The 23,816-nt window shown below is 69.1% G+C and carries 18 protein-coding genes; 5 read left to right on the forward strand and 13 right to left on the reverse strand.

Annotated features, from left to right (window positions below; translation table 11 throughout):
- Positions 1-32: 32 nt before the first annotated feature.
- On the forward strand, positions 33-857 hold the full coding sequence (locus B5557_RS17015) for an aminotransferase class IV (RefSeq protein WP_079664830.1): 825 nt from the start codon (positions 33-35) through the stop codon (positions 855-857).
- A gap of 84 nt (positions 858-941) precedes the next feature.
- Here the strand turns inward: B5557_RS17015 and B5557_RS17020 are convergent, their stop codons facing one another.
- From B5557_RS17020 to B5557_RS17060, 9 genes are all read right to left on the reverse strand, one after another.
- Positions 942-1,427: a carboxymuconolactone decarboxylase family protein gene (locus tag B5557_RS17020; RefSeq protein WP_079660279.1), complete on the reverse strand. Its 486-nt coding sequence runs from the start codon at positions 1,425-1,427 to the stop codon at positions 942-944.
- Between the two features lie 148 nt (positions 1,428-1,575).
- The gene (locus B5557_RS17025; protein ID WP_079660280.1) at positions 1,576-2,925 is read right to left on the reverse strand and encodes a phosphomannomutase/phosphoglucomutase; all 1,350 of its coding nucleotides are present in this window, start codon (positions 2,923-2,925) and stop codon (positions 1,576-1,578) included.
- A 200-nt stretch (positions 2,926-3,125) separates the two neighbouring features.
- Positions 3,126-3,890, reverse strand: a complete 765-nt coding sequence (locus B5557_RS17030; RefSeq protein WP_079660281.1) for a nucleotidyltransferase family protein — start codon at positions 3,888-3,890, stop codon at positions 3,126-3,128.
- 118 nt (positions 3,891-4,008) lie between these two features.
- Positions 4,009-4,884 (reverse strand): polysaccharide lyase, encoded by an 876-nt coding sequence (locus B5557_RS17035; RefSeq protein ID WP_099936091.1) that lies wholly within the window; start codon positions 4,882-4,884, stop codon positions 4,009-4,011.
- A gap of 135 nt (positions 4,885-5,019) precedes the next feature.
- Positions 5,020-7,176, reverse strand: coding sequence for a right-handed parallel beta-helix repeat-containing protein (locus tag B5557_RS17040; protein WP_079660284.1), 2,157 nt, complete (start codon positions 7,174-7,176; stop codon positions 5,020-5,022).
- A 339-nt stretch (positions 7,177-7,515) separates the two neighbouring features.
- Positions 7,516-9,315 carry a right-handed parallel beta-helix repeat-containing protein gene (locus B5557_RS17045; protein ID WP_079660285.1) on the reverse strand — a complete coding sequence of 600 codons (1,800 nt, stop codon included), beginning with the start codon at positions 9,313-9,315 and terminating at the stop codon, positions 7,516-7,518.
- Positions 9,312-10,541: a glycosyltransferase gene (locus tag B5557_RS17050; RefSeq protein ID WP_159424391.1), complete on the reverse strand. Its 1,230-nt coding sequence runs from the start codon at positions 10,539-10,541 to the stop codon at positions 9,312-9,314. Before B5557_RS17050 ends, B5557_RS17045 begins: the two co-directional genes overlap by 4 nt.
- A 381-nt stretch (positions 10,542-10,922) precedes the next feature.
- On the reverse strand, positions 10,923-11,810 hold the full coding sequence (locus B5557_RS17055) for a 2-dehydropantoate 2-reductase N-terminal domain-containing protein (protein WP_079660288.1): 888 nt from the start codon (positions 11,808-11,810) through the stop codon (positions 10,923-10,925).
- A gap of 1,222 nt (positions 11,811-13,032) precedes the next feature.
- On the reverse strand, positions 13,033-13,449 hold the full coding sequence (locus tag B5557_RS17060) for an ATP-binding protein (protein WP_079660289.1): 417 nt from the start codon (positions 13,447-13,449) through the stop codon (positions 13,033-13,035).
- A 200-nt stretch (positions 13,450-13,649) separates the two neighbouring features.
- Here B5557_RS17060 and B5557_RS17065 point away from each other — a divergent pair, with 200 nt between their 5' ends.
- From B5557_RS17065 to B5557_RS17075, 3 genes are read left to right on the forward strand one after another with little or no spacing between them, the layout of a single operon-like run.
- Entirely contained in the window at positions 13,650-14,501 is an 852-nt protein-coding gene (locus tag B5557_RS17065; protein ID WP_079660291.1) for a helix-turn-helix domain-containing protein, read from the forward strand.
- Positions 14,502-14,509: 8 nt separating this feature from the next.
- The gene (locus tag B5557_RS17070) at positions 14,510-14,719 is read left to right on the forward strand and encodes a DUF397 domain-containing protein (RefSeq protein WP_079660292.1); all 210 of its coding nucleotides are present in this window, start codon (positions 14,510-14,512) and stop codon (positions 14,717-14,719) included.
- Positions 14,716-15,150 (forward strand): DUF6228 family protein, encoded by a 435-nt coding sequence (locus tag B5557_RS17075; RefSeq protein ID WP_079660294.1) that lies wholly within the window; start codon positions 14,716-14,718, stop codon positions 15,148-15,150. The genes B5557_RS17070 and B5557_RS17075 overlap by 4 nt, the downstream gene beginning before the upstream one ends.
- A gap of 86 nt (positions 15,151-15,236) precedes the next feature.
- Here B5557_RS17075 and B5557_RS17080 read toward each other — a convergent pair whose 3' ends face one another.
- The 3 genes from B5557_RS17080 to B5557_RS17095 all read right to left on the reverse strand — a co-directional run bounded on the left by B5557_RS17080 (position 15,237) and on the right by B5557_RS17095 (position 20,970).
- Positions 15,237-16,574 (reverse strand): acyltransferase family protein, encoded by a 1,338-nt coding sequence (locus tag B5557_RS17080; RefSeq protein ID WP_159424392.1) that lies wholly within the window; start codon positions 16,572-16,574, stop codon positions 15,237-15,239.
- A 147-nt stretch (positions 16,575-16,721) separates the two neighbouring features.
- The gene (locus B5557_RS17085) at positions 16,722-17,264 is read right to left on the reverse strand and encodes a hypothetical protein (protein ID WP_143688187.1); all 543 of its coding nucleotides are present in this window, start codon (positions 17,262-17,264) and stop codon (positions 16,722-16,724) included.
- Between the two features lie 328 nt (positions 17,265-17,592).
- Complete coding sequence (locus tag B5557_RS17095; protein WP_079660300.1) at positions 17,593-20,970, reverse strand: polymorphic toxin-type HINT domain-containing protein; 3,378 nt, start codon at positions 20,968-20,970, stop codon at positions 17,593-17,595.
- 287 nt (positions 20,971-21,257) lie between these two features.
- Here B5557_RS17095 and B5557_RS17100 point away from each other — a divergent pair, with 287 nt between their 5' ends.
- Complete coding sequence (locus B5557_RS17100; RefSeq protein WP_159424393.1) at positions 21,258-22,793, forward strand: FG-GAP repeat domain-containing protein; 1,536 nt, start codon at positions 21,258-21,260, stop codon at positions 22,791-22,793.
- 55 nt (positions 22,794-22,848) lie between these two features.
- Here B5557_RS17100 and B5557_RS17105 read toward each other — a convergent pair whose 3' ends face one another.
- Positions 22,849-23,808, reverse strand: a complete 960-nt coding sequence (locus B5557_RS17105; RefSeq protein WP_079664831.1) for an ABC transporter substrate-binding protein — start codon at positions 23,806-23,808, stop codon at positions 22,849-22,851.
- Positions 23,809-23,816 lie beyond the last annotated feature (8 nt).

Consider the following 23,816-nt stretch of genomic DNA (forward strand, 5'->3'; position numbering starts at 1 on the left):
GCGGGAAGTAGGAGGCAGGGGTGACTGCACAACTGACGGCGGCCGGGGCCGAGGAAGGCCTGTTGACCTGGACGCCCAGCCGGGGCCTGACGGTGGAACCGGACTCCGCGACGAACGGTCCGCTGCTGGTCGCGGACTCGTGGCTGGTGCGCGAGGGCCGGGTGCGCGGGTACGGGCGACACCGGGAGCGGTTTCTGCGGGCCTGCGCCGAGTCCGACGGGCCCGGGCCCGGGCCGCGTCGGCTGGTCGAGTTCTGGCACGACATGACGGCCGCGCTGCCGCGCACGGGTGAGTGGTTCCCCCGGGTGGAACTCGCCGCCGGCTCCCGGGAACTGCGGCTACGGCTACGGCACGCGCCCCCGCTCGGCAGCGAGGTGCGCCTGTGGGCGGCCGGTCAGCCCGATCCACGGGCCCTGCCCCGGCGCAAGGGCCCCGACCTGGACGCCCTGGCCCGGGTGCGCGGGCGGGCGGTCGAAGAGGGGGCGCAGGAAGGGATCCTGGTCGACTCGTCGGGGACGGTCCTGGAGTCGGCGACCGCGAGCGTCCTGTGGTGGGAGGACGACACCCTCTGCCTCCCCCCGGCCGGGTCGCCCCTGCTCCCCGGCATCACCGCCGGGCTGATCCAGGAACGGGCCCTGCGGTCCGGCATCCGCGTCGCCCACCGCAAGCGGACGGTGCCCGAGCTGGCCGGCCGCGAGGTGTGGCTCGTCAACGCGCTGCACGGCATCCGCCCGGTGACGAGCTGGACCGGGACCGGGACGGGAATCGAAGTGCCGATGACGGCCGGTCCGGCGACGCGGGCGACGGAATGGAGGAACTGGCTGGAAACACTCCAGGAGCCGCTTCCGGACATGTGATCAAAAACAAACGATGGGCATCGGTAATTACCACCGATGCCCATATTCGACGCGCCCCGTATTACCTCTCGATTACTTCCTTGATTACTTCTTGGCAGGCTGATAAGCACCCGGAACCATGCGCGTCGCGATCGCGATCCGGTTGTACGCGTTGATGACCGTGGCCGCCCAGATCAGCGCCGCGACCTGTGCCTCGTCGAAGACGGCCGCGGCCTCGGCGTAGACGTCGTCCGGCACGTGCCCATCAGCGACGAAGGTCACGGCCTCGGTCAACGCCAGTGCGGCGCGCTCTCGTTCGCTGAAGAAGGGGGTTTCCCGCCAGGCGTTCAGCGCGTAGATGCGCTGCTCGGTCTCGTCCGCCGCGCGGGCGTCCTTGGTGTGCATGTCGAGGCAGAACGCGCAGCCGTTGAGCTGCGAGGCACGGATCCGGATCAGTTCGAGAAGCTCGGGCTCGACCTTGGCGTCCTGCGCCGCGGAAACGGCCGCGCCGTGCAGGGAGCCCATCGCGGCGGAAACGTCGGGGGTTATCTTCTTGAGGGCCACGCGGGACACGGAATTGTTCTTCGTCATGGGTAAGACTCTATCCGGGAAAAGGAAGAATCCAACCACTTTCGAGAAGAAGAGCGACTTACGCCGCCTTCGACTCGCACCACACCGACGTGCCCCGCTGCCCCGAGCGGTGGGAGCCTCGATCCTTCGCCCGGCGCGCCGGGCGCCCTCAGCCCCGAACCAGGACGAGCACCCGGTCGCGCAGGGCGTCGACGGCTTCCTGGAGGGGCGCCTCGACGTTCAGCCGGAGCAGGGGCTCGGTGTTCGACGGCCGGAGATTGAACCAGCGGCCGTCGCCCAGGTCCACTGTCAGCCCGTCCAGCCTGTCGGTGGTGGCTCCTTCCTCGCTGTAGAGGGCTTCGACCCGGTCAAGGGTTCCGGTCACGTCTGCGACCACGGAGTTGATCTCACCGGAGGCCGCGTAGCGGGAGTAGCCGGCGGTCAGCTCGGACAGCGGGCGGTCCTGCTCGCCGAGGGCGGCCAGCACGTGAAGGGCGGTGAGCATCCCGGTGTCGGCACGCCAGAAGTCCCGGAAGTAGTAGTGGCCGGAGTGCTCGCCGCCGAAGACCGCGTCGTGCTCGGCCATCGCGGCCTTCATGAACGAGTGGCCGACCCGGGAGCGGACCGGCGTGCCGCCATGCTCACGGATGATCTCGACGGCGCCCGCGGAGGTGATCACGTTGTGTACAACGGCCGAGCCGGGGTGACGGGCCAGCTCACGCGCGGCGACCAGGCCGACGACGGCCGAGGGGGACACCGCCTCGCCGCGCTCGTCGACGAAGAAGCACCGGTCGGCGTCTCCGTCGAAGGCGAGGCCGATGTCGGCGCCGACGGCACGGACCCGGGCCTGAAGGTCGACGAGGTTCTTCGGGTCCAGGGGATTGGCCTCGTGATGGGGGAAGCTGCCGTCGAGTTCGAAGTACAGGGGGTCGACGTCGACGGGCAGGCCGTCGAAGACGGCCGGGACGGTGTGGCCGGCCATGCCGTTGCCGGCGTCCACGACCGCTGTCAGGCGGCGGTTGCCCTTGAGGGGGACGAGAGCGTTGAGGTGGGCGGCGTAGTCGCCGAGCAGATTCTGGGGGGTGGTGGTGCCGGGGCGGGCCGCCGGTCCCGGAATGTCGTCGGCCTCCAGCCAGGACCGTATCCGCCCCAGCCCGGAACTCTCACCGATGGGCGCCGCTCCGGCGCGGCACAACTTGATGCCGTTGTCCCTGGCCGGGTTGTGGCTGGCGGTGATCATCGCACCGGGCAGGTCGAGGCTGCCGGAGGCGTAGTACAGGTAGTCGGTAGAGCCGAGCCCGGCATCGACGATGTCCGCCCCCGCGGCATTCGCCCCCGCGGCGAACGCCGCGGCCAGCTCCGGGCTGCTGTCGCGCATGTCGCGGGCGACCACGATCCGCGGCGCGTCGGTGAGCCGGACGAAGAGGGCGCCGATCCTGCGGGCGAGGTCGGCGTTCAGTTGTACGGGGACCTCGCCACGGATGTCGTAGGCCTTGACGAGACGTGAGTAGTCGGGCACGGAAACCCTTTCGTTGTCGGGGCGGTCCGGGGCCGACGGACCCGGCTCCGGGGCGAGGCATCTGGCGTCACGGCTCCACAGGTGCGGAGCCGCCTCCGCGTCCGCCGAAGCGGAGACAGCGCAGACAGACGCGGAGGCGCCACGCAGACAGCGGGGATGCGGTGGTGTGCTACGAGGGAATCGGCCGGCTGGGACCTGTCCTAGGCGGCGACCGCCTGGACCCAGCCGAACGCCGTGATCTCCTTCGTCGCCGTCTTCAGGTCCTTGGCGTTGTCCACGCCGCGCCAGTACCCGTTGATCCGGTACGCCGACAGTCGGCCCTCCCGCGCCAGCTCGGGGAAGGTGGTGTCCTCGTGGTCGCCCAGGTCCGGCAGGAGCGCGGTGACCTCCGGCTCGAACAGGTACACCCCCGCGTTGATCCAGTGCGGCAGCACCGGCGCCTCGGTGAAGCTCGTCACCCGGTCGGAGTGGGTCATTTCCACGATCCCGTACGGCGACTTCAACGGCGTCACCGCCAGTGTGGCGAGCGCGTCCCGCTCGACGTGCGCCCTCGCCAGGTCGCGCAGAGAGAAACGGGTGAGGATGTCGCCGTTGAGGCCCACCCACCGCTCTCCGGGGAACGGGAGGTGGGCGGCGGCGTACTTCAGACCACCGCCGCGGCCGAGCGGCTCGTCTTCGACGACGACCCGTACGTGCAGCGGAAGCCGGTTCGCGGCCACGTACTCGCGCAGCACGTCGGCCCGGTAGCCGCAGGAGATGACCACCTCCTCGATGCCCTCGGCCGCCAGCCAGTGCGCCTGGTGCTCGAAGATGGGCCGTCCGGCCACCTCCACCAGGGCCTTGGGGACGTGATCGGTGTAGGGACGCAGCCTGCTGGCCTGGCCTCCGGCGAGGATAACGGCCTGTCGGACGTGCGATCCGCCCCAGCCGGTGATGGCGAGAGCCGTGTCATGCGTGATGGTCATCGTGGGGTCCCTCCTGGAACGAAACGTTCGGGCGAAAGGTGTGGACGAACGGTGCGGGCGAAAGGCGGGGACGAACGGTGCGGGCGGGAGGCATGGATGGACGGTGCGGGCGAAAGGTTCAGACGTTCGGAAGCGGGTCGATCGGTCGGTCGGACACCGCGAACGCCGCGAAGTCGGCGTACTGCGAACGCACCGTCGCCCAGCTCGGGTCGCTGCCGCCGAAAAAGGTCGAGAAGAGCACTCCGTCGATGCCGAGCCGCTCGGTGGTACGGAATTCCAGTCCGCCCTGGCTCAGCACCTGCCGCCCGTCGACGTGGACGGTCACGTTTCCGTCCAGGCGGCCCGGTCGGTTGAGGCGTACGGCCTGTTCGACGCACACCCAGCGGCCGACCGGCCAGGCCCAGGAGCCACGGCCGAGCGAGGTGCCGTGGGCAACCGACGTCGGCAGATAGGCGTAGACCTCGGCGGCGCCGTGCGCGCGCCACATGTAGCGGGTGGACAGTCCGTCGCCGCCGTCGGGAATACGGCGACCGCTCGTCACCGTCCCGCCGTACAGTCCGGGCAGCTTGCCACCCTTGACGAAGTCGAAGTCCTCCGGGAACCGCACGTAGTAACGAAGGTGGAGGAAGTCGACGGCGCCGTTCACCAGCGCGAGGTAGAGCTGCGCTCCTCCCTGGGGCCGGTCGTACTCTCGCGCCACGCTCGGGCTGGCGGAGCGGGCCGGGTAGTGCACCCGCAGCAGCCGGCCCAACGCGGGAGGGCTGACCGGCAGCAGCTCGACTCGGGAGAGGCCGAACGAACCGCCCGAACGTGCCGTGAGACGGGGGCCGAAGAACCGGGCCAGGGCTGCCGGGTCCGCGCCCAGCGGGGTGGCCGAGCCGACGGAGGGCCCCGGGGAGTCGGACGTGCCGCTCCCCGGGCCGGAGGAGCAGGCGGCGAGCCCCGCACCGATCGTGGTGACCCCCAAGGCCGTGATGAACTGCCGTCTGCGCACTGCCGCCACTCCCGTCGCCCGGTGTACCGGACTGTCGGTCTCCGCGATCCCTGCCGGTATCTGTTGATCTCTATTGGTGTCTATTGGTCTCTGCTGATCTCTGACGACCTGTGGGTCAGGTCCTCGTACGGTCCGCTAACCCGCGCTGACGACCCGGTAGTCCACCTCCTGCGTCGTGCTCGGCGCCGTGTGCAGGGTGAGGGTGCCGTCGGCGGAGGCCGTGCCGGTGGCGAGCGTGGTGCCGCCCGCGGTCAGCGCGTAGCTCGCGCCCGCGGTCAGCCCGGTGGCGGCGAAGGCGAGGTCGGTTCCGGCGGTGCCGGGCGCGACCAGGACCTCGTAGGCTCCGGCTGCGGAGGGCACGCGGCCCTTCGCGGTGCCGCTCGCGGGGACCACCGCGACCGACTGCGGGGTGACGGTCACCTGGGAGGTGCCGACGGTCGCCGCGGTCAGCGTCGCCGTGCTGCCGGCCCCCGAGGAGCCGAGGGCGGTGGTGACGGCCGGGTAGCCGCTCGCCTTGTAGACGGTGCCGGCGGAGCCGGTGAACGTCGCCGAGCTGACCGAGTCCACCGACGCCTTCGTGGACTGCTTGACGTCCTTGAACGTGATGCTGCCCGGTGTGGTCGAGTCGCCCTTCACCGAGTACGTCAGCGACGTGGGGACGGTGTTGCCGGAGAACACGGTCCCCGTGCTCCACTGGGTGAGTACACCGGAGGAGAACACACCGCTGAACGTGTTGCCGGTGAAGACCGTCCCGTCGGTCTGGTTCAGCTTCACCACGTTGCTGGAGGTCGTGTCGAAGGTGTTGCCGGTGAAGACGAGGTTGGTCGGCCGGCCGGTGCTGTTGGTGTAGGCCGGGATGTCCGAGCCCTGGTAGGTGAAGACCGCGTACTGGCTGCTGTTCGTCACCGTGTTGCCGGTCGTGGTGATGTTCCTCGAGCCGACGCTGTAGCGCAGCCCGTACTCCGCGCCGGTGACGGTGTTGTTGCGGATGGTGTCGCCACTGCTGTCGAAGACCGCGATGCCGGAGCCGTTGGGCTGGTCGTGGACGTAGTTGTTCTCGATGACGCTGTCGGTGACCCCGCGGTGGATCATGATGCCGTGGACCTGGTTGTCCGACGGGTCGTCGTCACCGGTCGGGACGTACGGCGGAATGCCGTTGTGGTCGACCTCGTTGTACGCGATCTCCAGGTGGTCACAGCGCTGCGAGCAGATGATCCCGTGGTCGCCGTTGTCGTGCGAATGGTTGTGCGTGATCGTCAGGTAGTCGGAGTCGTCGTGCGGGTCGAGCCCGTACATGACGTTGTGGTCGTACTCGTTGCCGGTGAAGGCCATGCCGTACGCGTCGAACGTGTACGTGCCCATGAAGTTGTCGTGGAACCGGCTGCTGGTCTGCGAGCCGTAGACGTTCAGCGCCGCGCACACGTCGAGGTGGGTGGAGTCGCAGCCGCGGCCCTTGTAGGACACGCCGTAGCTCTCGGCGGCGTGCGAGCCGAGGTAGCCGATGTCGCTGTCCTTGATGTCCATCCGCGACTCGCGCGGTGTGCCGTCGGTGTCCAGGTACGACAGCGCCCGGATGAAGGCGCGCGCCCGTGAGCCGGAGACGGCGTTCGCCGGCAGGTAGGGGTCGGTGTCGGGGGCGCCGGTGGCATCGTCCCAGGACGTGATGTGCACGGAGTCGATGTCGATGCCGCCGTACTGCGCGGTGATGGAGCTGACATGGGTGGCGACGTTGTCGGACAGGCTGCGCAGCCGCAGGGTGTCGACGTCGCCGCCGACCGATGTGCCGTGCAGTTCGAGAGTGGCGCCGTTCTGGACGACCAGGTCCGCGCTCAGTTCCCAGGTGTTGGTGCCGGGGCCCGTCTCCACCAGTGGCGCGGACGGGCAGAGGGCGTCGATGGCCGACAGGCTTGCGGTGCCCGAGGTCAGGTAGATGGTGTTGGTACTGCTGGCGTACCGGACCTGGCCGGAGCACGAGGCGGCCTGGGCCGGCGCTCCGAACAGCACGACCGGGCCGGTCAGCAGTCCGAGGACGCCGAGGGAAACGGCAAGGCGCCGGGGGGAGCGGCCCTCACGGGCATCCCTCCTGGCCGACCGGGTGAAAGGGACCGTCGGGAGGCCGACCCGAGCCCGTCCGGCCGGGCCGGCCTGGACGGACGGGACGACCGGGACGGCTAGGGCGGTCGAGCCGACCAGGGCGGTCGGGGCGACCGGGACGGCCGAGCCCGACAGGGCCGTCGGGGCGACCGGGGCGGCCGGGGCGACCGGGCCTGGTCTGAGTGGCTGGTCGTTCATGCGAGGCTCCTGACACGTCCCCCGCCGTTCGGCACTGAACTGCGGGGGCGCTGTTTGCGGTGAGGACGGGCGGCGCTCGTTCCGGAGAGTTCTCCGGCCGTCCTGTGATGTGCGCCGTATCCGATTGGGTGGTGCGGTTGTCCGCCGGGGGTGGACCGTCGCCCGGCCGGGGGCCTACGTCGGGCCCCGGGAGGCGTCCGACGGGCTTCCGGGGGGCGTATACGTCGGTCCCTCCGGGGGGTACGTCGGCTGCCACGCCGGACCCTTCGGCGGTGCGGAGCCGATGGCGTCACCCGGGGACCGATGCCTCTCGGCCCCCGGGTCGGCCCGTCCCTCAGGTCATGCGGTGTTCCTCACGTGGGCCGCCACCCGGGGTCGCGGTGTCCCGCGGTGGCGGACCTGGTGGATGGTCTGGAACACAACCGTGAGGGTGAGCGCGACCAGCGCCGCGAACCCGAGCCAGGGGAACGGCGGCAGGGTCACCTCCGTGTGCCCGAGCCGCTTGATCGTGCCCTTCCCGGAGAGGGCTGTGGGAGCTCTCACCCGCGAGTCCTCAATGCTGATCCACGCACCCGCGTCCGCCTGGATGCCCTTGCGCTCGGCGAGGATGTCCAGGCCCTGACCGCGTGCGTGCACGTCGGCGGCCAGATGCAGTCCCCGTTGGGCACTACTGACGGTCAGCTTCTCCAGCCGGGCGGAGGCGCCGAGCTCGACGGCCGTGACGGCGCCTGAGACCGACCCGCCGGTGACCACCAGGCCCTCGGACGCGGAGGCCAGGCCCTTGCGTGAGGTGCCGCTGATCCGAACGTCGGACAGGACGACGTCCTTGGTGGTGGCCGAGGCGGTGACTCCCACCCGGCCGCCGCGGACCGTCACGGAGCTCAACGCGACGTTGTGGGCCCGCCCGTAGACCTTGATGCCGGTGCCGGCGACGGCGACGGTGGTCCCGTCCACCCGGACGCCGGGACCGCCGATCGCGATGCCCCGGTCGAAGCCCCTGATCGTGCCGCCGGTGACGGCAGCACCGGCGATGTCCGCGGCGAACGTCACCCCGGCGCCGTCCCCGTCGCCGGTGAGCCGGGCATCGTGCACGGTCACCTGAGCACCCGGGCCGGAGACACCGATCGCGGAGGGCGCACCGTCCACCACGGCCCTGTCGAGGGTGCAGGAGACGCAGGAGACCAGCCGCACACCGCCGCCGGCGTCGCGGTGCGAGGCCGTTGCCGTGAGGGTCAGGCCACGCTGGGGGGTGGCCTTGATTCCGGCACCGTGGTTGTCGCTGGTGGTGACGCCGGACAGACTGCGCAGGTCGGTGCCGCCGACGGTCACACCGTTGGCGCCGCTGCCCTCGACGGTCAGCCCCCGTACGGTCGTGCCGCGGTCGCCCTTCAGCACGACGCCGTCCTGGACGGACTCCTTGACGGTGACCTTGTCGAGAGCCACCCCGGTCGATCCGCTCAGTCGCAGGCCGGTGCGGCCTCCCTGGAACGTCGAGCCGGTGGCCGAGCCGGTGGCGGCCCGGCCCCAGGAGACTCCGGCCTCCTGGGCCGGGGCGCCTGCTCCCCGGCCGAAGCCGATCACTTTCGCGCCCTTGATCGTCATGTGGCCCCCCGCACCCATGGCGAGGTACGGGCGTCCGGCCATTTCCGCGGGGGCCGGGTCGGTCCCGTCCGCGGCCGCAGACGCGAGGGTGACATCGTGGATGTCCAGGGTGGCCCGGCTGCCTCTGATCCAGGTGCCGGAAGCGGCGGTCTTCCCGGCGGTCATCAGCACGTTGGGTGTGCGGCTGCCCATCAGCAGGGTGGTGCCGGGGGCAAGCAGCACGGCCGAGTCGATCCGCACGGTTTTGGACGCGCCCGTCTTCGCCGGCAGGTAACCGACCCACCCGCGGCCGGCGTTGGCGGCCAGCCAGCTGAGCGGGAGCGGTCCGTACGGTGGGAACAGCCGTCGCACCACGGAGCCGTGACTGACCAGTGCGACAGTGCCGGGCCTGACCACCATCAGCCGGTCCGGGCGTCCGCTGCGCTGCCAGGCGGCGATGTCCGGGTCGCCCCCGGCGGCGTGGGCGGCGGGCGCGACGGCGGCCAGCAGGGCGGTCGCGGCGAGGGCGGCGCGTACGACGCGGGTGAGGTGCCTCATGCCGCGACCTCCGCTTCGGCGGGCTGCGCGGTCCTGACGACGACGCCGTTCTCCACCGACACCTGCCTCGTCAGCCAGCGCTGCTTGCGGATGGTGGCGAGCGCGCAGAGCTTGACGATCGCCATCATGAACGAGACCAGGACGAAGCCGGGCACCAGGAAGAACGACGAGGGCTTGCGCACCAGATGGGGAAGGATCTTCATCGACCGGCTCACCCACCACCAGCCGGCCAGGCAGGCGACGAAGAACCAGTCCTGCCGGATGATCGCCCAGGTCATGAAGAACGGCGAGAACAGCAGGGTGAAACTGCTGACCCCCTTGTCCATCATGGTGAAGGCGAGAAAGGGGTGCCGCCAGACCCAGCGGCTCGACAGCGCCCTCACATCGGAGCGCCAGGTGTTGCGGGCCCAGCGCAGCCGCTGCTTGAGGAAGATCCGCAGCGTGCCGGGGAAGGTCGACCAGACACGGGCGGAGCGCTGCATGTAGGTGAGGTGACCGCGCTCCAGTATCAGAGTGGTCAGCCGCTTGTCGTCGCCCGACATACAGGGGACGCCCCAGAACGTCTCCGCCATGAAGTCGTCGGATATCTCCAGCAGCAGCTCGCGACGGTACACGGCGGTGCGCCCGGACAGGCACGAGACAGCGCGGCCCATGACGGTCTGCGCGGCGTTCTCGTCGAAGTACCGGTAGTCCAGGAACATGTCGTTGACCCGCTGCAGGAAGCCCTTGGGGTTGTACACGTTCTGACGGGTCCCCACCCCGCCGATCCTCGGGTCGGCGAAGGGCTTGCAGACCTCCTGGGCGACGTCGTCCGCCCAGATGGTGTCCGAGTCGACCAGCGCCACCAGGTCGGTGGAGCACACCTCCCACCCCTTGCGCAGAGCGTCGCGCTTGCCGGGCACGTCGGTGACGACGACGGTCACCGGATAGCGCGCCGCGATCTCCTGACAGGCCTGGTCGGTGACGTCGATGACCAGGACGACCTCGTCCACCCCGTTCGCCAGCCACGACTCGATCGCGTGGGCGAAGATCTCCGGGTCTTCCTGGTACACCGGCACGACGATGCTGAGCGGAAGGGAGTGATCGTTCGTCACGGACCGGTAGAGGGCCGCAGGCGCGCGCCGCACGAGCCAGCAGCCCCAGCGGACCAGCCCGAGTATGCCCAGCGGCAGGTAGACGAGGTAGTACCGGAAGTCCAGCAAGGTGGTGTCGAATAGTCCGCTCATGAGCCTGTTCTCGTTGAGTCCACAGGTGTTTGACAGCCTCCGCTGCCACGCCGGCCGTTCGGCGCGGCGCGGCAGCGGAGTGAAATACCCGGCGGCCGGAATCCGGCCCTGGGCGTTCCCCGGCAAGGGCCCGGGGAACGCCCAGGGCCAACCCGCGCAGGATCGTTCCGGCCCGGGGAACCGCCCGGCATCAGACGGGGAGAATCGTTTCGGCCCGGGGAAGGTTCGGGAAATCATCCGGGGATCCACCCGGGACCCACCCGGGTTCGCCCCGCGTTCGACCCCGGGTTCGCCCCGCGTTCGACCCCGGGTTCGACTCGGGTTCGACCCTGGGTTCGACTCGGGCAGGATCGTTTCTTCCCATGCCGACCGCCTGACTGGCTAGGCGGTCAGGGCCTCGGCCTCCAACTCGGCCACCTCGGCGAGCTTGTCGTTCACGGCGACGACCGCCTGCAGCAGCGGCATGTCGACGCCGATCGACGCGGCGAGGCCGAGGAAGCCCTGGGTGTCCTTCGGCAGGCAGACACCGCCGTACGGGGCGCCGCCCCGGATGCCGTAGTGCGGGTTGTAGGAGGCCTCCGCCGAGCGGGCGACGGTCTGCGCGATCGGGTCGAGGTCGAGACCGAGGTGCTGACCCACCAACCACATCTCGTTCCAGAAGCTGATCTTCGTGGCGTTGTAGATGTTGTGGGCGCACTTGACGAACTCCGCCTCGGCGGGGTTCGAGAAGACGCGTGTCTCACCGCCGAAGGGCGCCAGCAGCTCGCCCAGTCGCTCCCGGGTGCGTACGCTGCGCGAGGCGATGACGGTCATCCACGGGTGGCGGAAGTCCTCGACCGCTGTGGCCGCGCGGAGGAACTCCGGGTTGCTGGCGAGCGAGAAGCCCTCGCCGACGTTTTTGCCGGAGTGCTTCTCCAGCAGCGGCTGCACGAGGCCCTCGGCCGTACCCGGCGGGACCGTGGAACGGACCACGACGACGGGCGTGCCCGTGGCGTCGGCCAGCGCCTTACCCACGGAGGCGGTGCCCGCCTCGAACGCGGACAGGTCGTACTGGTGGCCGACGTTGGGCGTGGGAAGCGTGAGGAAGATGAACGCGTCCGGCTCGGCGCTGAGGTCGAGGTCGGCACGCGCGTCCAGCCCCTCGGAACGCAGGTGATCCAGGCGCTGCTGCGCCACGTCGATGAAGGTCACCTGGTGTCCGGCGTTGACGAACCCCTTGCCAGTGGCTGTTCCGACGACACCGGAACCGACGATGAAGATTCTGGCCATTTGAATCAGTCTCCTGTTCGGATTCGGGTGCAGGCGGGCACGCCGAATACGGAAGCGGAATGCAGTATTCCGACGGCTGGGAAAGTGGACGCCAAACCGCGCGGAATACGATGGGTCGACCCCCGTAGCTGCCTGAGCACAGCTCACCGTGGAGTCACCGAAAGTGCGTCCGGCGCTGACACCACTCCCCTGTGGCATGCGGCCGGCAGCGCGACGGCGCAAGAGACGCCGTCGGCAAAACCCCCCAAACCCCCTGTTCAGTGCCGCGCCAAGTGACGACACCCCCCACTTGGCGCCTGTCGCTATAAGTCAGACAGTAGGAAGTTATACACGGGATCCACACATCGATGGAGATTCAGCTGTTAACGACTTATGTCGGAAGAGTAAAGATCACGCCATGCGAGAGCGCTTATGACATATGCCAGAACCCGTCACCAAACCCGCGACCCATGCCGGCAGTAACACTCCGCGACAATCAGAAGCACGGGGGCGGAAGAGCGTAATTACATGGCCTTTACACGCCTACACACGATGTTCACGGCGGGAGGTCGAGCTTAACGGGCGCGATCCGGACCAGCGCGCCGGCGCCGGCGCGCAGCCGCTCGCCCGATTCGAGGTCGGTCGCGTCGATCCAGTCGCCCAACTCCGGGCCCCAGAAGGGGAGCTTTCGATCGCGGTGACCTCGGCGGTCCTGGAGCCCTTCTCTTCGCAGCGCGCCACGCCCGCACCACGGGCACCGCGCGCTCCTCGCTCTCCGTGCTCTCGAAGCCTCCCGCACGTCCGCTGGATCCCGCTGAAGGCCTGCGCAATCGGGATGGCGTCCATCAACCGGCCCGTGGACGGGTCGTACTCAATCGCCCCCAGATGCGACAGCCCCGACTGCGCTTCGTCGTCGCCGGTTTGGAACGCGGTGTGCACACGGGGTGCCAGGTTCGCAGCCCGACCCTCACCCCGCGGGTCCCTTTCCAGCCGTCCACGCGATCACGCCGCCGTCGAGACGAACCTCACCCAAGGGCGGCCCGCCGAAGACGACTTACGCCGCCTGCAACTCGCGCCACACCAACACCACACCAGCTTGCCCCGATGCCGGCGCGGCGAAGCGGGCCGGTGCGTGGCGGGCAATTGGTGGATAGGGGCCATCTCGCGGCCAGGGGCCCGGGTCGAGCGAGCCAGCGACGGCCCGAATCCGCCAATCGACGAGCTTGCGCGAGGTTCGCGGCAGCTACGCCGCCTTCAACTCGCACCACACCAACTTGCCTCGATGCCCCATGCGGGACAGCGGCTGCCAGTGCCAGAGGTCGGAACAGTCCCGGACGAGAGCCATGCCCCGCCCGCTCTCGGCGTCGTCGCCGAGTTCCTCCAACCGGCTTGGCGGCTCGGGGGGTTCGGGGTCGGCGTCCCACGCCCCGATCTGCAGGACACCGTCCCGGAAACGGATGCGCAGGCACCCCGGGCCCTTGGTGTGCAGGACGACGTTGGACATCAACTCCGAGGCGAGCAGCTCTGCTGTGTCGGCGAGGTGGACGAGTCCGTGGAGGGTGAGGATCAGACGGAGGGTGCGGCGACAGACGGTGACGGCGCGGGGGTCTTGGGGGATGTAGAGGGAGTACTCCCAGGGGTCGGGGGTGGTTTCGGGCATGGGGCAGCTCCAAGTGGGGGGTGGTGGGATTTGGCACGCGGTGGCATGTCTCAGCCGTCCCGGCAGGACGGAGCGGTGCCTTCCGCAGCGTGTGCGGTGCGTCACTGACGGTAGACCTAGATTTCCAGGTCTAGCAAGCCGATCGCGTAATCTTGCCCCCGAACGAGTCCCGTCCTCGCGGGCGTTGGGAGGAGCAGACGATGGGGTTGAGGCAGGAACCAACGGCACGTCAGGTGCGGCTGGCGGTCGAGCTACGGCGGCTTCGCGAAGCCGCCGGCCTCACCGGGCGCGAAGCAGCAGCCCTGCTCGGGGTCAGTTCCACCCAGATCAACCAGATCGAATACGGCCACACAGGTGTGAGTGAGAAGCGGCTGCGCAGTCTGGCCGCCCATTACTCGTGCGCCGACCAGGAGTTGGTGGACGCCTTGGTCGCGATGGCGACCGACCGTACGCGGGGCTGGTGGGAGCAGTACCGAGGTCGGCTGCCGGCGTCGTTCCTCGACATCGCCGAGCTGGAGCACCATGCGACGCACCGGCGCGACGTGGAGTCCCTGAACATCCCCGGCCTGCTCCAGACGGAGGCCTACGCCCACGCCGTCTTCTCGTACCGAGTGCCTGAACTCCCGCACACGGACACCGAACTGCGGGTCGAGCACCGGATGCGACGGCGAGCTGTCATCGAAGGCCCTGCGGCCATCCCCTACGAGGCGGTGATCCACGAGGCCGCACTGCGCATCAGGGTCGGCGACCGGGCCGCCGCACGCGCCCAGCTCACCCGCGTCCTGGAAATCTCCGACGCGGACCACGTCACCGTACGGGTCGTCCCCTTCGATCTCGACGGCTTCGCCGGGGCGTGGAGCACGATGATGTACGCGGGCGGCGCCGTGCCCAAACTGGACACAGTCGTACGCGACGCACCTCACGGCACGGGGTTCGTCGACTCCGAAGCCCAACTCGGCGCGTTTCGAACGCTCTTCCGTAAAGTGGAGGCCGCGTCACTCGATTCCGAACGCTCGCGTGACCTCATCCACCGAATCGCGAAGGAACTGTGAGGCGCAGCATGACCGCTCCCGACACTTGGCAGAAGTCGTCCTTCTCCGGCGGCGGCGACGGCAACAACTGCCTCGAACTCGCCTCCACCCCCACCACCCTCCACCTCCGCGAGAGCGACACCCCCACCACGGTCCTCACCACCACCCCCACCACAGTCGCCCACCTCCTCGCAGGCATACGCAGCGACTCCCTGGAAGTGGGCCAGCTCCAGCTATGAGCCTCGGGAACGACGGGTGCCTGGTCGTCCGGGCGGGAGGCTTGCTGTTCTCCGAGCCGGCACGACCGTTCGAGGATGAGCCGACGCTGGACTTCCTTGTCAGGGCCTGCGGACCGTGGGGGAGCATCGAGACCTCGGTGCGCACCTGGGACGGCGACCGTCTCGACGTCTTCCTCGACTCGCTTGTCGACGACTTCCGAGGCTGGGCAGGGGCGCGCACCTGGCACTCCCTCTCCTACTACCTGACCCTCTCCGCTGAGCACCGTTCCGGCGGGCACGTCCATCTGACCTGGGGCATCCACGACCAGGCGCCGTCCGAGGGCTGGCACTTCGAAACCACCACGGTGCACGCGGCAGGCGAGGACATGCGCACCCTTGCCGCCGAGACGCACACGTTCCTCAGGAGCGTGGCGAACCAGCCGGAACGGTGACGCGCACCGGGTCCGCAAAACCGACCGACAGTCGCAGTTTCCGTCTTCCTCGCTCTGCGCAGGTGAGCCGGCGAGGTAGTCGAGGGCTACTTGGGCACCTGGCTGCCCGACACCGGCGACTCGGACCGATCCGGGGCGAGACGATGCCTCCCCCTTTGGGCAGATACCCGGTAGGGCCCGGACGCGACTGGTCCGCCTTCCGCGGGCGGACCACTACGGCGGTCCAACAGCCGTCGGCCGAGCCGCTGCCCCGGCAACTCCACCAGGTGGTACGTGACTGCGCTCAGCATGAGCAGCGCGGAGAGGAAGGCAACAACCCAGAACAGTTGTTGCGCCACGCCGTGGGGGTGCCCCACGGCCTCGATGAGCCAGGACATCGCGGCGATCAGCGGACGGTGCAGCAGATAGACAGAGAAGCTGACCAGGCCCAGCCAGGTCAGCGCCGCAGGCATACGGCGATGGCGCAGCAGGAGGGCCACGGCGAACAGCAACCAGCCCGCAAGGAACGCGCTGACCCAGGCGATCGGGGAGGCGGTCCAGGTACGGATCTGGGCCGGCTTGTCGTTGTAGAGCAACCCGGCCGCCGTCCCCGCCACGAGCACGAAGCCGCAGTACGCCCATGCCGCTCCCCGACGGATCTGTCCCCGCTCGGCGCGGTAGATCACGGTCCCGCTGAACATCGTGGCCAGGATCAGCATGCTCTCCCAGGGAGTCGACCGCCCGTTTGCGATCATGAGCACCAGTCCGAGCCCTGTCAGCAGCGTCGCCCCCGCCAGTTGCGCCGACCGGCGCCCGGTCAGCAGGAACAGCAGCCCCACCAACACGACCAGCGCGGTTCCCGCGACCAGTTGCCGGACGGTGAACTCGGGGCGCAAGCTCCACGTCGCCGCCCACGGCCCCAGCAGCAGCGCCGCCGCGGCGAACACGACCGTCACCGGCCCGCTGCGACGATGGGCGCCTGCCATGAACAGCAACGTGACCAGGTAGTAGAAGACCATCTCGTAGGTCAGCGTCCACATCACCGGCAGACCGCTGCGCAGACCCAGCAGATCCTGCAGCATGGTGGCGTTGGCCACGCCCGCGAGCAGCGGGTGTTCATGGACCGAGGCGGCCACCGCGGAGAAACGCTGCGGCACCAAAACGGCCGCGGCGACGAAGACCACCACACACAGCGGATAGAGGCGGAACAGCCGGCCGGTCCAGAACGCCCGCACATCTCCCCGGCGCTCCAGCGAGGCGGGCACGATATAACCGCTGACCAGGAAGAACGCCACCACCCCGAATATCCCCGGGTCGAACCGCTCACGTACGTCCGCGCCGAAGCCCACGAACAGCTCACCGCTCAGGTGGTGCAGGGCCACGGTCAGGGCCGCGATGCCCCGTACGACGTCGAGCCACCCGAACCGGGCCGCAGCCGAGGGCACAGATATTCGAGATGCCACCCGCGGGCACTAGCAAAGCACTCGCTCTCGGCTCGGACCGCCCCCCTCGGCGCGAAAGGACAGAGCCGCGCGACTTGGCCCCCTACGGGCCGGCGCATGAGGACCTTGCCGTTCCCGGTAGTACCGCCGTCATTGGGGACGCACAAGCCGTTGGTACTCCAGCGCCCACACACCGGACCGCTTGCGGATCTCTCTCACGACAGCCTCCTCGACAGGGCCTTCGCCGGAGAGGATGCTCATCGCCTCTTCCTGGCAAGTCCGCTCGAACTCCAGGGCCTCCCGGGCCGCAGAAACGTTCTCAGCCAGACACCCCGCTGCGCGCAGAGCGACCGCGGAGAAATCCGTTTCGGTCACTGCGCTTTCCGCCACGGGCAGCGATCGAAAAAGATTCCTGACCAGTTGCGAGTAGTCGGCCACGAATTCACGCGGCAACCACTCCGGCGGAAAGTCACTCGAGAGCCTCTCGTTCGCCGATGCCGCATCCGCCAGCAACCGCTCCCTCAACTCGTATCCGCGGAACGTACGCCAGATGGCACTGACACCCGCGTCGACCCGGTAGTAGAGCTGCTGGAGCCGTTCCTCGTCAGAAGCGACGACGAAGACGGCTCCGCCCATTCGATCAACAGACGAACAGCCGAACAGAACTGCTTTCTCACCACTCAAGGACGGCATGGGAGAAACTTACCTCCGGTATATATGGACCGCGTCTGAAGCAAGACGCTCCGAGCGCAATCCGAATCCTATCCTCAGGGCCATTCGGCCGTCGTGTTCGATGTGATCCGGGCCCCCACCCGCTGGAGGAAGTTCTGACAGGCGGGGCAAATCGGTCGGCTCACAACCAGAAGTCTCGGCTTGATTTGCAGAATGCCGGCGGCCTCGTAGAACATCTTCGTTTCCGCATGCCAGAGCTCTTCCTTCAGCACCGTCTTCGCTGGCTGTGGAACCCGGATGGCCAGAGTGCCGGCCCCGAGGCCGGGGAGCCGCTGCCACTGACTCGGGGTCAGGTCCGCCCGGGCACCCACCGCGACGATGCCCGGCCTTCGGCGCTGCCTGGCACATCGGCGTGGAGGGCACCCATCGTGCGATAGCCTGCGCCGCCTCCGGCCGCGTCCGTGATGTCGTCCACCATGTCGCTGAGGTGGTCGATATCGGCACCACCCGAACCGCAGTTGTGAACGAGCAGTGATGTCCCGCCCGCCACCACGTAGTACGTGTGCACCATGCTGACGGTCAGGTTGTGGACCGTCGCGTCCAGGGCCGTCCAGCGCTTGACCGCCGTGATCTGGACCAGCGTGCCGGCGCTCGTGCGCAGCCACTCGCCCGACTTGAGGTCGGTTGCGTCGATCCAGTCGCCGAGTTCCGGGACCCAGAAGGGGTGTTTGTCGGTCGCGGTGATCTCGGCGGTCTTCGTGCCCTTCTTGCCGTCCGTGTCGATGGTGACCTTGACCAGGTGCTTGACGCCCTTGCCGAGGATCTCGGCGGTGACCGTCTGGGCCGTGGTCTCGCCCGTCTCCGGGTCGGTCGCCAGGACCTTGTCGCCAGCCTTGACGTCCTTGATCGCCTTGGTCGAGCCGTCGGCCATCAGGACCTTGGTGTCCGGCGTGAAGCTGTTCGGCGTCGGGCAGCTCGCCCCCTCACCGCCACCGGAGCCGCCCGAGTCCTCCTTGCCCGACTTGCTGCGTGAGCCGCCGGACTTGTTCTCCGCCTTGCCGCCGCCTGAGGAGCCCTTGTGCTGGGCGCTCCTGCCCGCCTTGACCTGAGCCGGATTGCCCCGCGCGCCCTGCGAACCCGTATGGGCCTTCTTCTTCACCGCCTCCGCGGCGCGTTTGGCGGCTTCTCTCGCCTTGCGTTTCGCCTCCGCCGCGGCCGCCTCCGCGGCCTTCTTCGCCTTGATCAGCGCCGCCTTCGCGGCTTTCGCCGCCTTCAGGCCAGCCTCCGCGACGGTCCTCGCCGCACGCCACGCATGCACCGCGCGCTTCGTGCTCTTGAAGGCCCCCCACATCCGCTTGCCCTCGGTGGCCATCTTCGTCCACGGGATCGCGTCCATCAGCAGGCTGCCGCACGCCCACAGGTCGCCCTGCGAGAAGCAGCCCTCCACGTCGTCGAGGCCGACGAACCCCTTGAACACCGCCCAGCCGGTCGAGAGGATCACATCGGTGAGCGAGCGGTTCAGGGTCTTCTGGTACGAGGCGATCTGCGCGTCCAGCGCCGCGATCGACGCGTCGAAGCTCGACGCCGACGACGTCAGACCCGACGGGTCCGCATGCGTCACCGGGTTGTTGTTCGCGTACGAGTAGCCGTTGGCCTGGAGCGGGTCGCTGTCGTCCAGGACCGGGTCCGCCGAGAGGAAACGGCCCGTTGACGGGCCGTACTCTCTCGCCCCCAGGTGCACCAGGCCCGACTGCGCGTCGTCGTCGCCGGTGTGGAAGGTGGTGTGCGAGCGCGGTGCCAGGTTCGCGGCGCGGTCCTCGCCCCACGGGTCCTTCTTGGCAGTGCGCACGATCATGCCGCCGTCGAGACGAACCTCCGCCAACGGGGTGCCGTTGAGGTCGGTCGACTGAGCGAACTTGTACTCGCTCACGCCCGCCGCGTTGTTGGTGGCCTCGCGGTAACGAGTCACCGCCGGACCGCCGATGCCCGCATAGGTGCGCTCGGTGTAGCGGACCTTGCCCGTGGTGGTCAGGGAGACCTTGGTGTCGGGCAGGTTCAGGACTGCGCCGGCGCTGCTCCGCTCCAGCAGGCGGTTACCCATCGCGTCGTAGACGTAGGTCGTCTTCGACGCGGGCTTCCACAGCTGGGTCGCAGCGGTCGAGTTGCAGGCCGCCAAGGTCAGATCGGTGCCGATCGTGCCGGAGGGCACCGACATGCACAGGCCCGTCGCCACGTGCTTGACCTGGCCGGTGCTGAGCGTCTGCCAGCGCTGCGCCGCCACGGCGTTGTCGCAGACCTGGACGAGAACAGCCGAGCCTGCCGCGGTGCCGTTCGGCTGGGCGCAGCTCCCGCCGGCGACGAGCTGGCCGATCGTCGCGTCCTCGACCGTGGCGTTGTTGTCGGCGTCGACCGCCTGGACGCGGAAGTTCTCCGTTTTGCTGCCATTGCACGCGTAGATCTGAACGGCTGTGCCCGGGGCGGTGCTGCCATTGGAGAGGTCCAGGCACAAGTCGCCCGCGCCCACCCAGGGTCCGGAGCCGTCCGCGCCGAAGCCGGTCACGGATTCGACCTGGCCGTCCCAGGTCCAGGTCAGCGCCTGCGCGGTGTCACCGCCCGTGGAGCGGGTCTCCACCGCACCCGCGGCGTCGTAGGTCTGCGTCGAGCGCGTCTTGACCTGCGCGCCCGCCGGCGTCGTGGAGGTCGTGGTGTACGAGGTCAGCGTGTGCGGCTGGTCGTTCTTCGCCGTGTCGCTGGTGCCGTATGCGTAGTCGCTGACCACGTCGCCCTTGGTGTCGCGCACCCCGGACGTGAAGGTCGGGTCGGCCTTGTACGCCGTCTTCTTGGTGCGGTTGCCCAGGACGTCGTAGTCGTACGACTGCCAGTAACCGGAGTTGTTGGAGGAGACGTTGACCGTGCCGTCGGTGTAGACCGGCTCGGCGGTGGTCTTGCCGGTGGCGGTGCAGGCGCCGCCGCCCGGGGTCGTCCAGGCCTCCTTCAGCTGACCGAGCGTGTCGTACTTGAAGCACTGCTGGTCGGTCGCCGTGCCCATGCGGTCCGCGACGGACAGGACGTTGCCCGAGGGGTCGTAGGTGTAGGAGCGCTTGCTGACCTCGCTGCCGGGAACGACGGTTGTGTCGGGGTACGGGGTCTCCCGGACGAGCCTGGTGGTCTGGAGCTCGCCGGTGGACTCGTTGAAGGTGTTCTCCTGCCACAGCCGACGGCCCACCTCGCCCGCGGTCGAGCGCAGCACCTGCCCGTACGGCGAGTACGACACGTCGGAGGCGTACCAGTCCTGGCCGGAGACCGAGGTCGGCAGACCGGCCTCGTTGTAGCGGGTGATCACGTCCTCGGCGTCGAGGCCGCCGGCCGCCGGGGCGGTGTACTTCTGGAGCTGACCGTCGTCGTAGGCGTACGAGTACTTGTACTGGGTCGCGAAGCCGTCCGCCGTCAGGCCCGGGGTGGAGCCCGGGGGCAGGGCCGTGGTCATCGCCGTGGGCTGGTAGTCGGCCGTGTAGCCGCCGATGGAGGTGGTGTAGGGCTTGCCGTCGGTGTAGCGGGTGGCCGAGGAGAGCTGGCCCTTGCCGCCGGGCGCGGCGTCGTAGGCGTACGTCTGGGCGACGGTGGCGGTGGTCGAGCCCTTCGGAGTGACCTTGACCTGCTCGACGCGGTTCAGGCGCTCGTAGGCGTACGAAACGGTCTGGCCCCGGGCGTCGGTCGCCTTGTCCACCCGGCCGAACGCGTCGTAGGGCCTTGTAGTCGACGTGGGTGCGGCCGCCGTACTCGGAGACGACCTCCTGGATGCGCAGCCGGGCGAACACCTCGTCCGGGTCGGACGCGCTCGTCTTGACGCGGTTGGGCAGCGCGCTCTCGTTGTGACCGAAGGAGACCGGCTTGAGGGCGGAGGTGGAACCGTCGACCGCGTACCCGACCCGGCCGATGGACTCCAGCCACAGCGCGGTGTACTCGCCCGTCAGGTTCCATGGGAACGACTGCTTCAGGCCCCAGGAGTCGACCTTGGACAACAGGGTCGTGGTGACCGCGTCGCCCTCCACGCCGCAGGCGTTGCGCTGGCCGGTCTCGTTGCCGTCGGCGTCGGAGGTGTACTCGGTCAGCCGGACGCCCTGCTCACGCTGGGCACAGGCGTCGACGGAGGCCAGGCGCTTGCGCGACCGGGTGCGCGCCTGGGACGCCACGACCAGCAGCGCCTACTCACCCGGCACCGGCTACTGCCGGTTCGTCTACGACACCGACCTGCCCGACTCCCCCGCTCCCCCCGTCTCGACGGACTTCCCCGGCGACGACGACGGGGACGGCGACCCCGAGGCCTGGTCCAAGGAGCCCTTCGGCACCGGCGGCGCCTTCACCTTCGCGGTCGGCGACCCCGCCGAGACCGACATCGTGAAGTTCGTCTACTCCATCAACTCCACCAATTACGCCGGCTACGTCTGTGCCAACGGCAAGCAGGGCACCACGGGCGGTCTCACCGCCTCCTGCACCACGCCCATCAAGTCGGCCACCGTCACCGGCGTCCAGCCGCCCTCAGCGGGTCCCAACACCCTGTACGTCAAGGAAGTCGACTCGGCCGGCAACGTCTCCCCCAACGCCACCAAGTACTTCTTCTACGTCACGCCCCGCTCGACGCCCGACGGCGCGGGCGACCTGAACGGCGACGGCACCGCCGACTTCGGCACGGTCGACGCCGCCGGCAACCTCACGATCAGCGCGGTGTCGCAGAACGGCGCCTATATCGCCGACACATTCGGCACCCACGACAAGGGGAACCTGCTCACCGGCGGCAAGACCGCCCCGCACATCTGGGACGGCACGAGCAGGTATTCCCTGGTCACCCACAACGGCGACTTCGCCCCCTCCGACGGCGTCACCGACTGGGTGGTCCGCACGCCCGAGGGTCTGCTCTTCATCTACCCCGGCGACGGCTACGGCGCGATCGACGTCAGCAAGCGCATCGAGGTGCAGCTCCCGGCCAACGCCCCCGCCCCCGCCACCTTCACGGAGATCAAGTCGGCGGGCGACATCACGGGTGACGGTCAGCCCGAGCTGTTCGTGACCGGCGGAGTGGGCGGCGCCGAACTGTGGGTCTTCACCGGCTACAGCGGCGGGTCCTTCAGCACGGCCACTCAGCTGACCACTTCCGACTGGGCCGACGCCGCACGGGACTTCGTGGCCATCGCCGACTACAACGGCGACGGCGCGGCCGACCTGACGTACCGCACTTCGGCCGGCCATATCCTCCTGCGCAAGGGCATCCTCGACAGCGACGGCGTGGGCACGGTCCTGACCAGCCTGGGCACATCCGGCGCGAGCCTGGGCGGCGGCGACGTCATGTACGTCACCAGCACCATGACCCGGGCCGCCTTCCCCCTGCTCTACGGCAGCCCCGACACCACCGGGGACGGCATCCCCGACATCTGGGCGACCAACAGTGCCGGAGCACTCCTGCTGTACAGGGGCGGCGCCACAGCGATCGGCACCGCCACGACGCTGCGCACCAGCGGCTACACCACCAGCACGGTGAAGCAACTGGGCTGACGCCGACTCCTGCAGAAAGGGGGTCCGAGACGACGGCCTCGGACCCCCTTTCAGGTCAGGACAGCCACCGCTTCCAGGTGGGCTCGTGGCTGTTCACCCACCTCTTCGCCGCCTCCTCCGGGGTGAGTTTCTGGTCGGCGATCATCAGGGAGACCTCGTTCTGGTCCTCCGTCGTCCACTTGAACTTCTTCAGGAACGCGGCCGCCTTGCCGCCGTCCGTCGCGAAGTCCGCGTTGAGGTACTTCTCCAGCGGGGTGTGCGGGTAGCCGCAGGCCACCTTCGCCGGGTCGGCGTCGCAGCCCTCCTTGTACGCGGGGAGCTTCACCTCCGTCATCGGGACCTTCTTGAACAGCCACTGTGGGGCGTACCAGTACGTCAGGAAGGGTTTCTTCTCCTTGGCGAACTGGCGGATCTGGGTGATCTGCGCGGCCTCCGAACCGGCGAAGACGACCTGGTAGTCGAGCTTCAGGTTGTCGACCAGGGCCTTGTCGTTGGTGACGTAGGACGGGGAGCCGTCCATGAGCTGGCCCTTGCCGCCGCTCTCGGCGGTGCGGAACAGGGACGCGTACTTGTTGAGGTTCTTCCAGTTCGTGATGTCGGGGTGCTGTTCGACGAGGTATGTCGGCACGAACCAGCCGATGTGCCCGGTGACGCCGAGGTCGCCGCCGCGCGCGATCGTCTTCTTGTCGTCGACGTACCGCTTCTCCTGGTCGGGGTGGCCCCAGTCCTCCAGGATCGCGTCGACCCGGCCCTGGCTGAGCGCGTCCCAGGCGGGGATCTCGTCGACCTGCACGGTGTCCACGCGGTAGCCGAGCTTGTGTTCGAGGAGGTACTGGGCGACGGCTACGTTGGACTGCGCGCCCACCCAGGACTGGACCGACAGGGTCACGGTCTTCGCGCCCTGCGCGTTGGCGAAGGGGGAGGCCTGCCTGGTCATGTCGGCGGCGCCGCAGCCGGACAGCAGCAGCGCCGAGGCGCCGGCCACGGCGGCCGTCGTCGTGATGCGCGTACGCATCCGCATAC

The organism is Streptomyces sp. 3214.6 (genome assembly GCF_900129855.1).
GTDB lineage: Bacteria > Actinomycetota > Actinomycetes > Streptomycetales > Streptomycetaceae > Streptomyces > Streptomyces soliscabiei.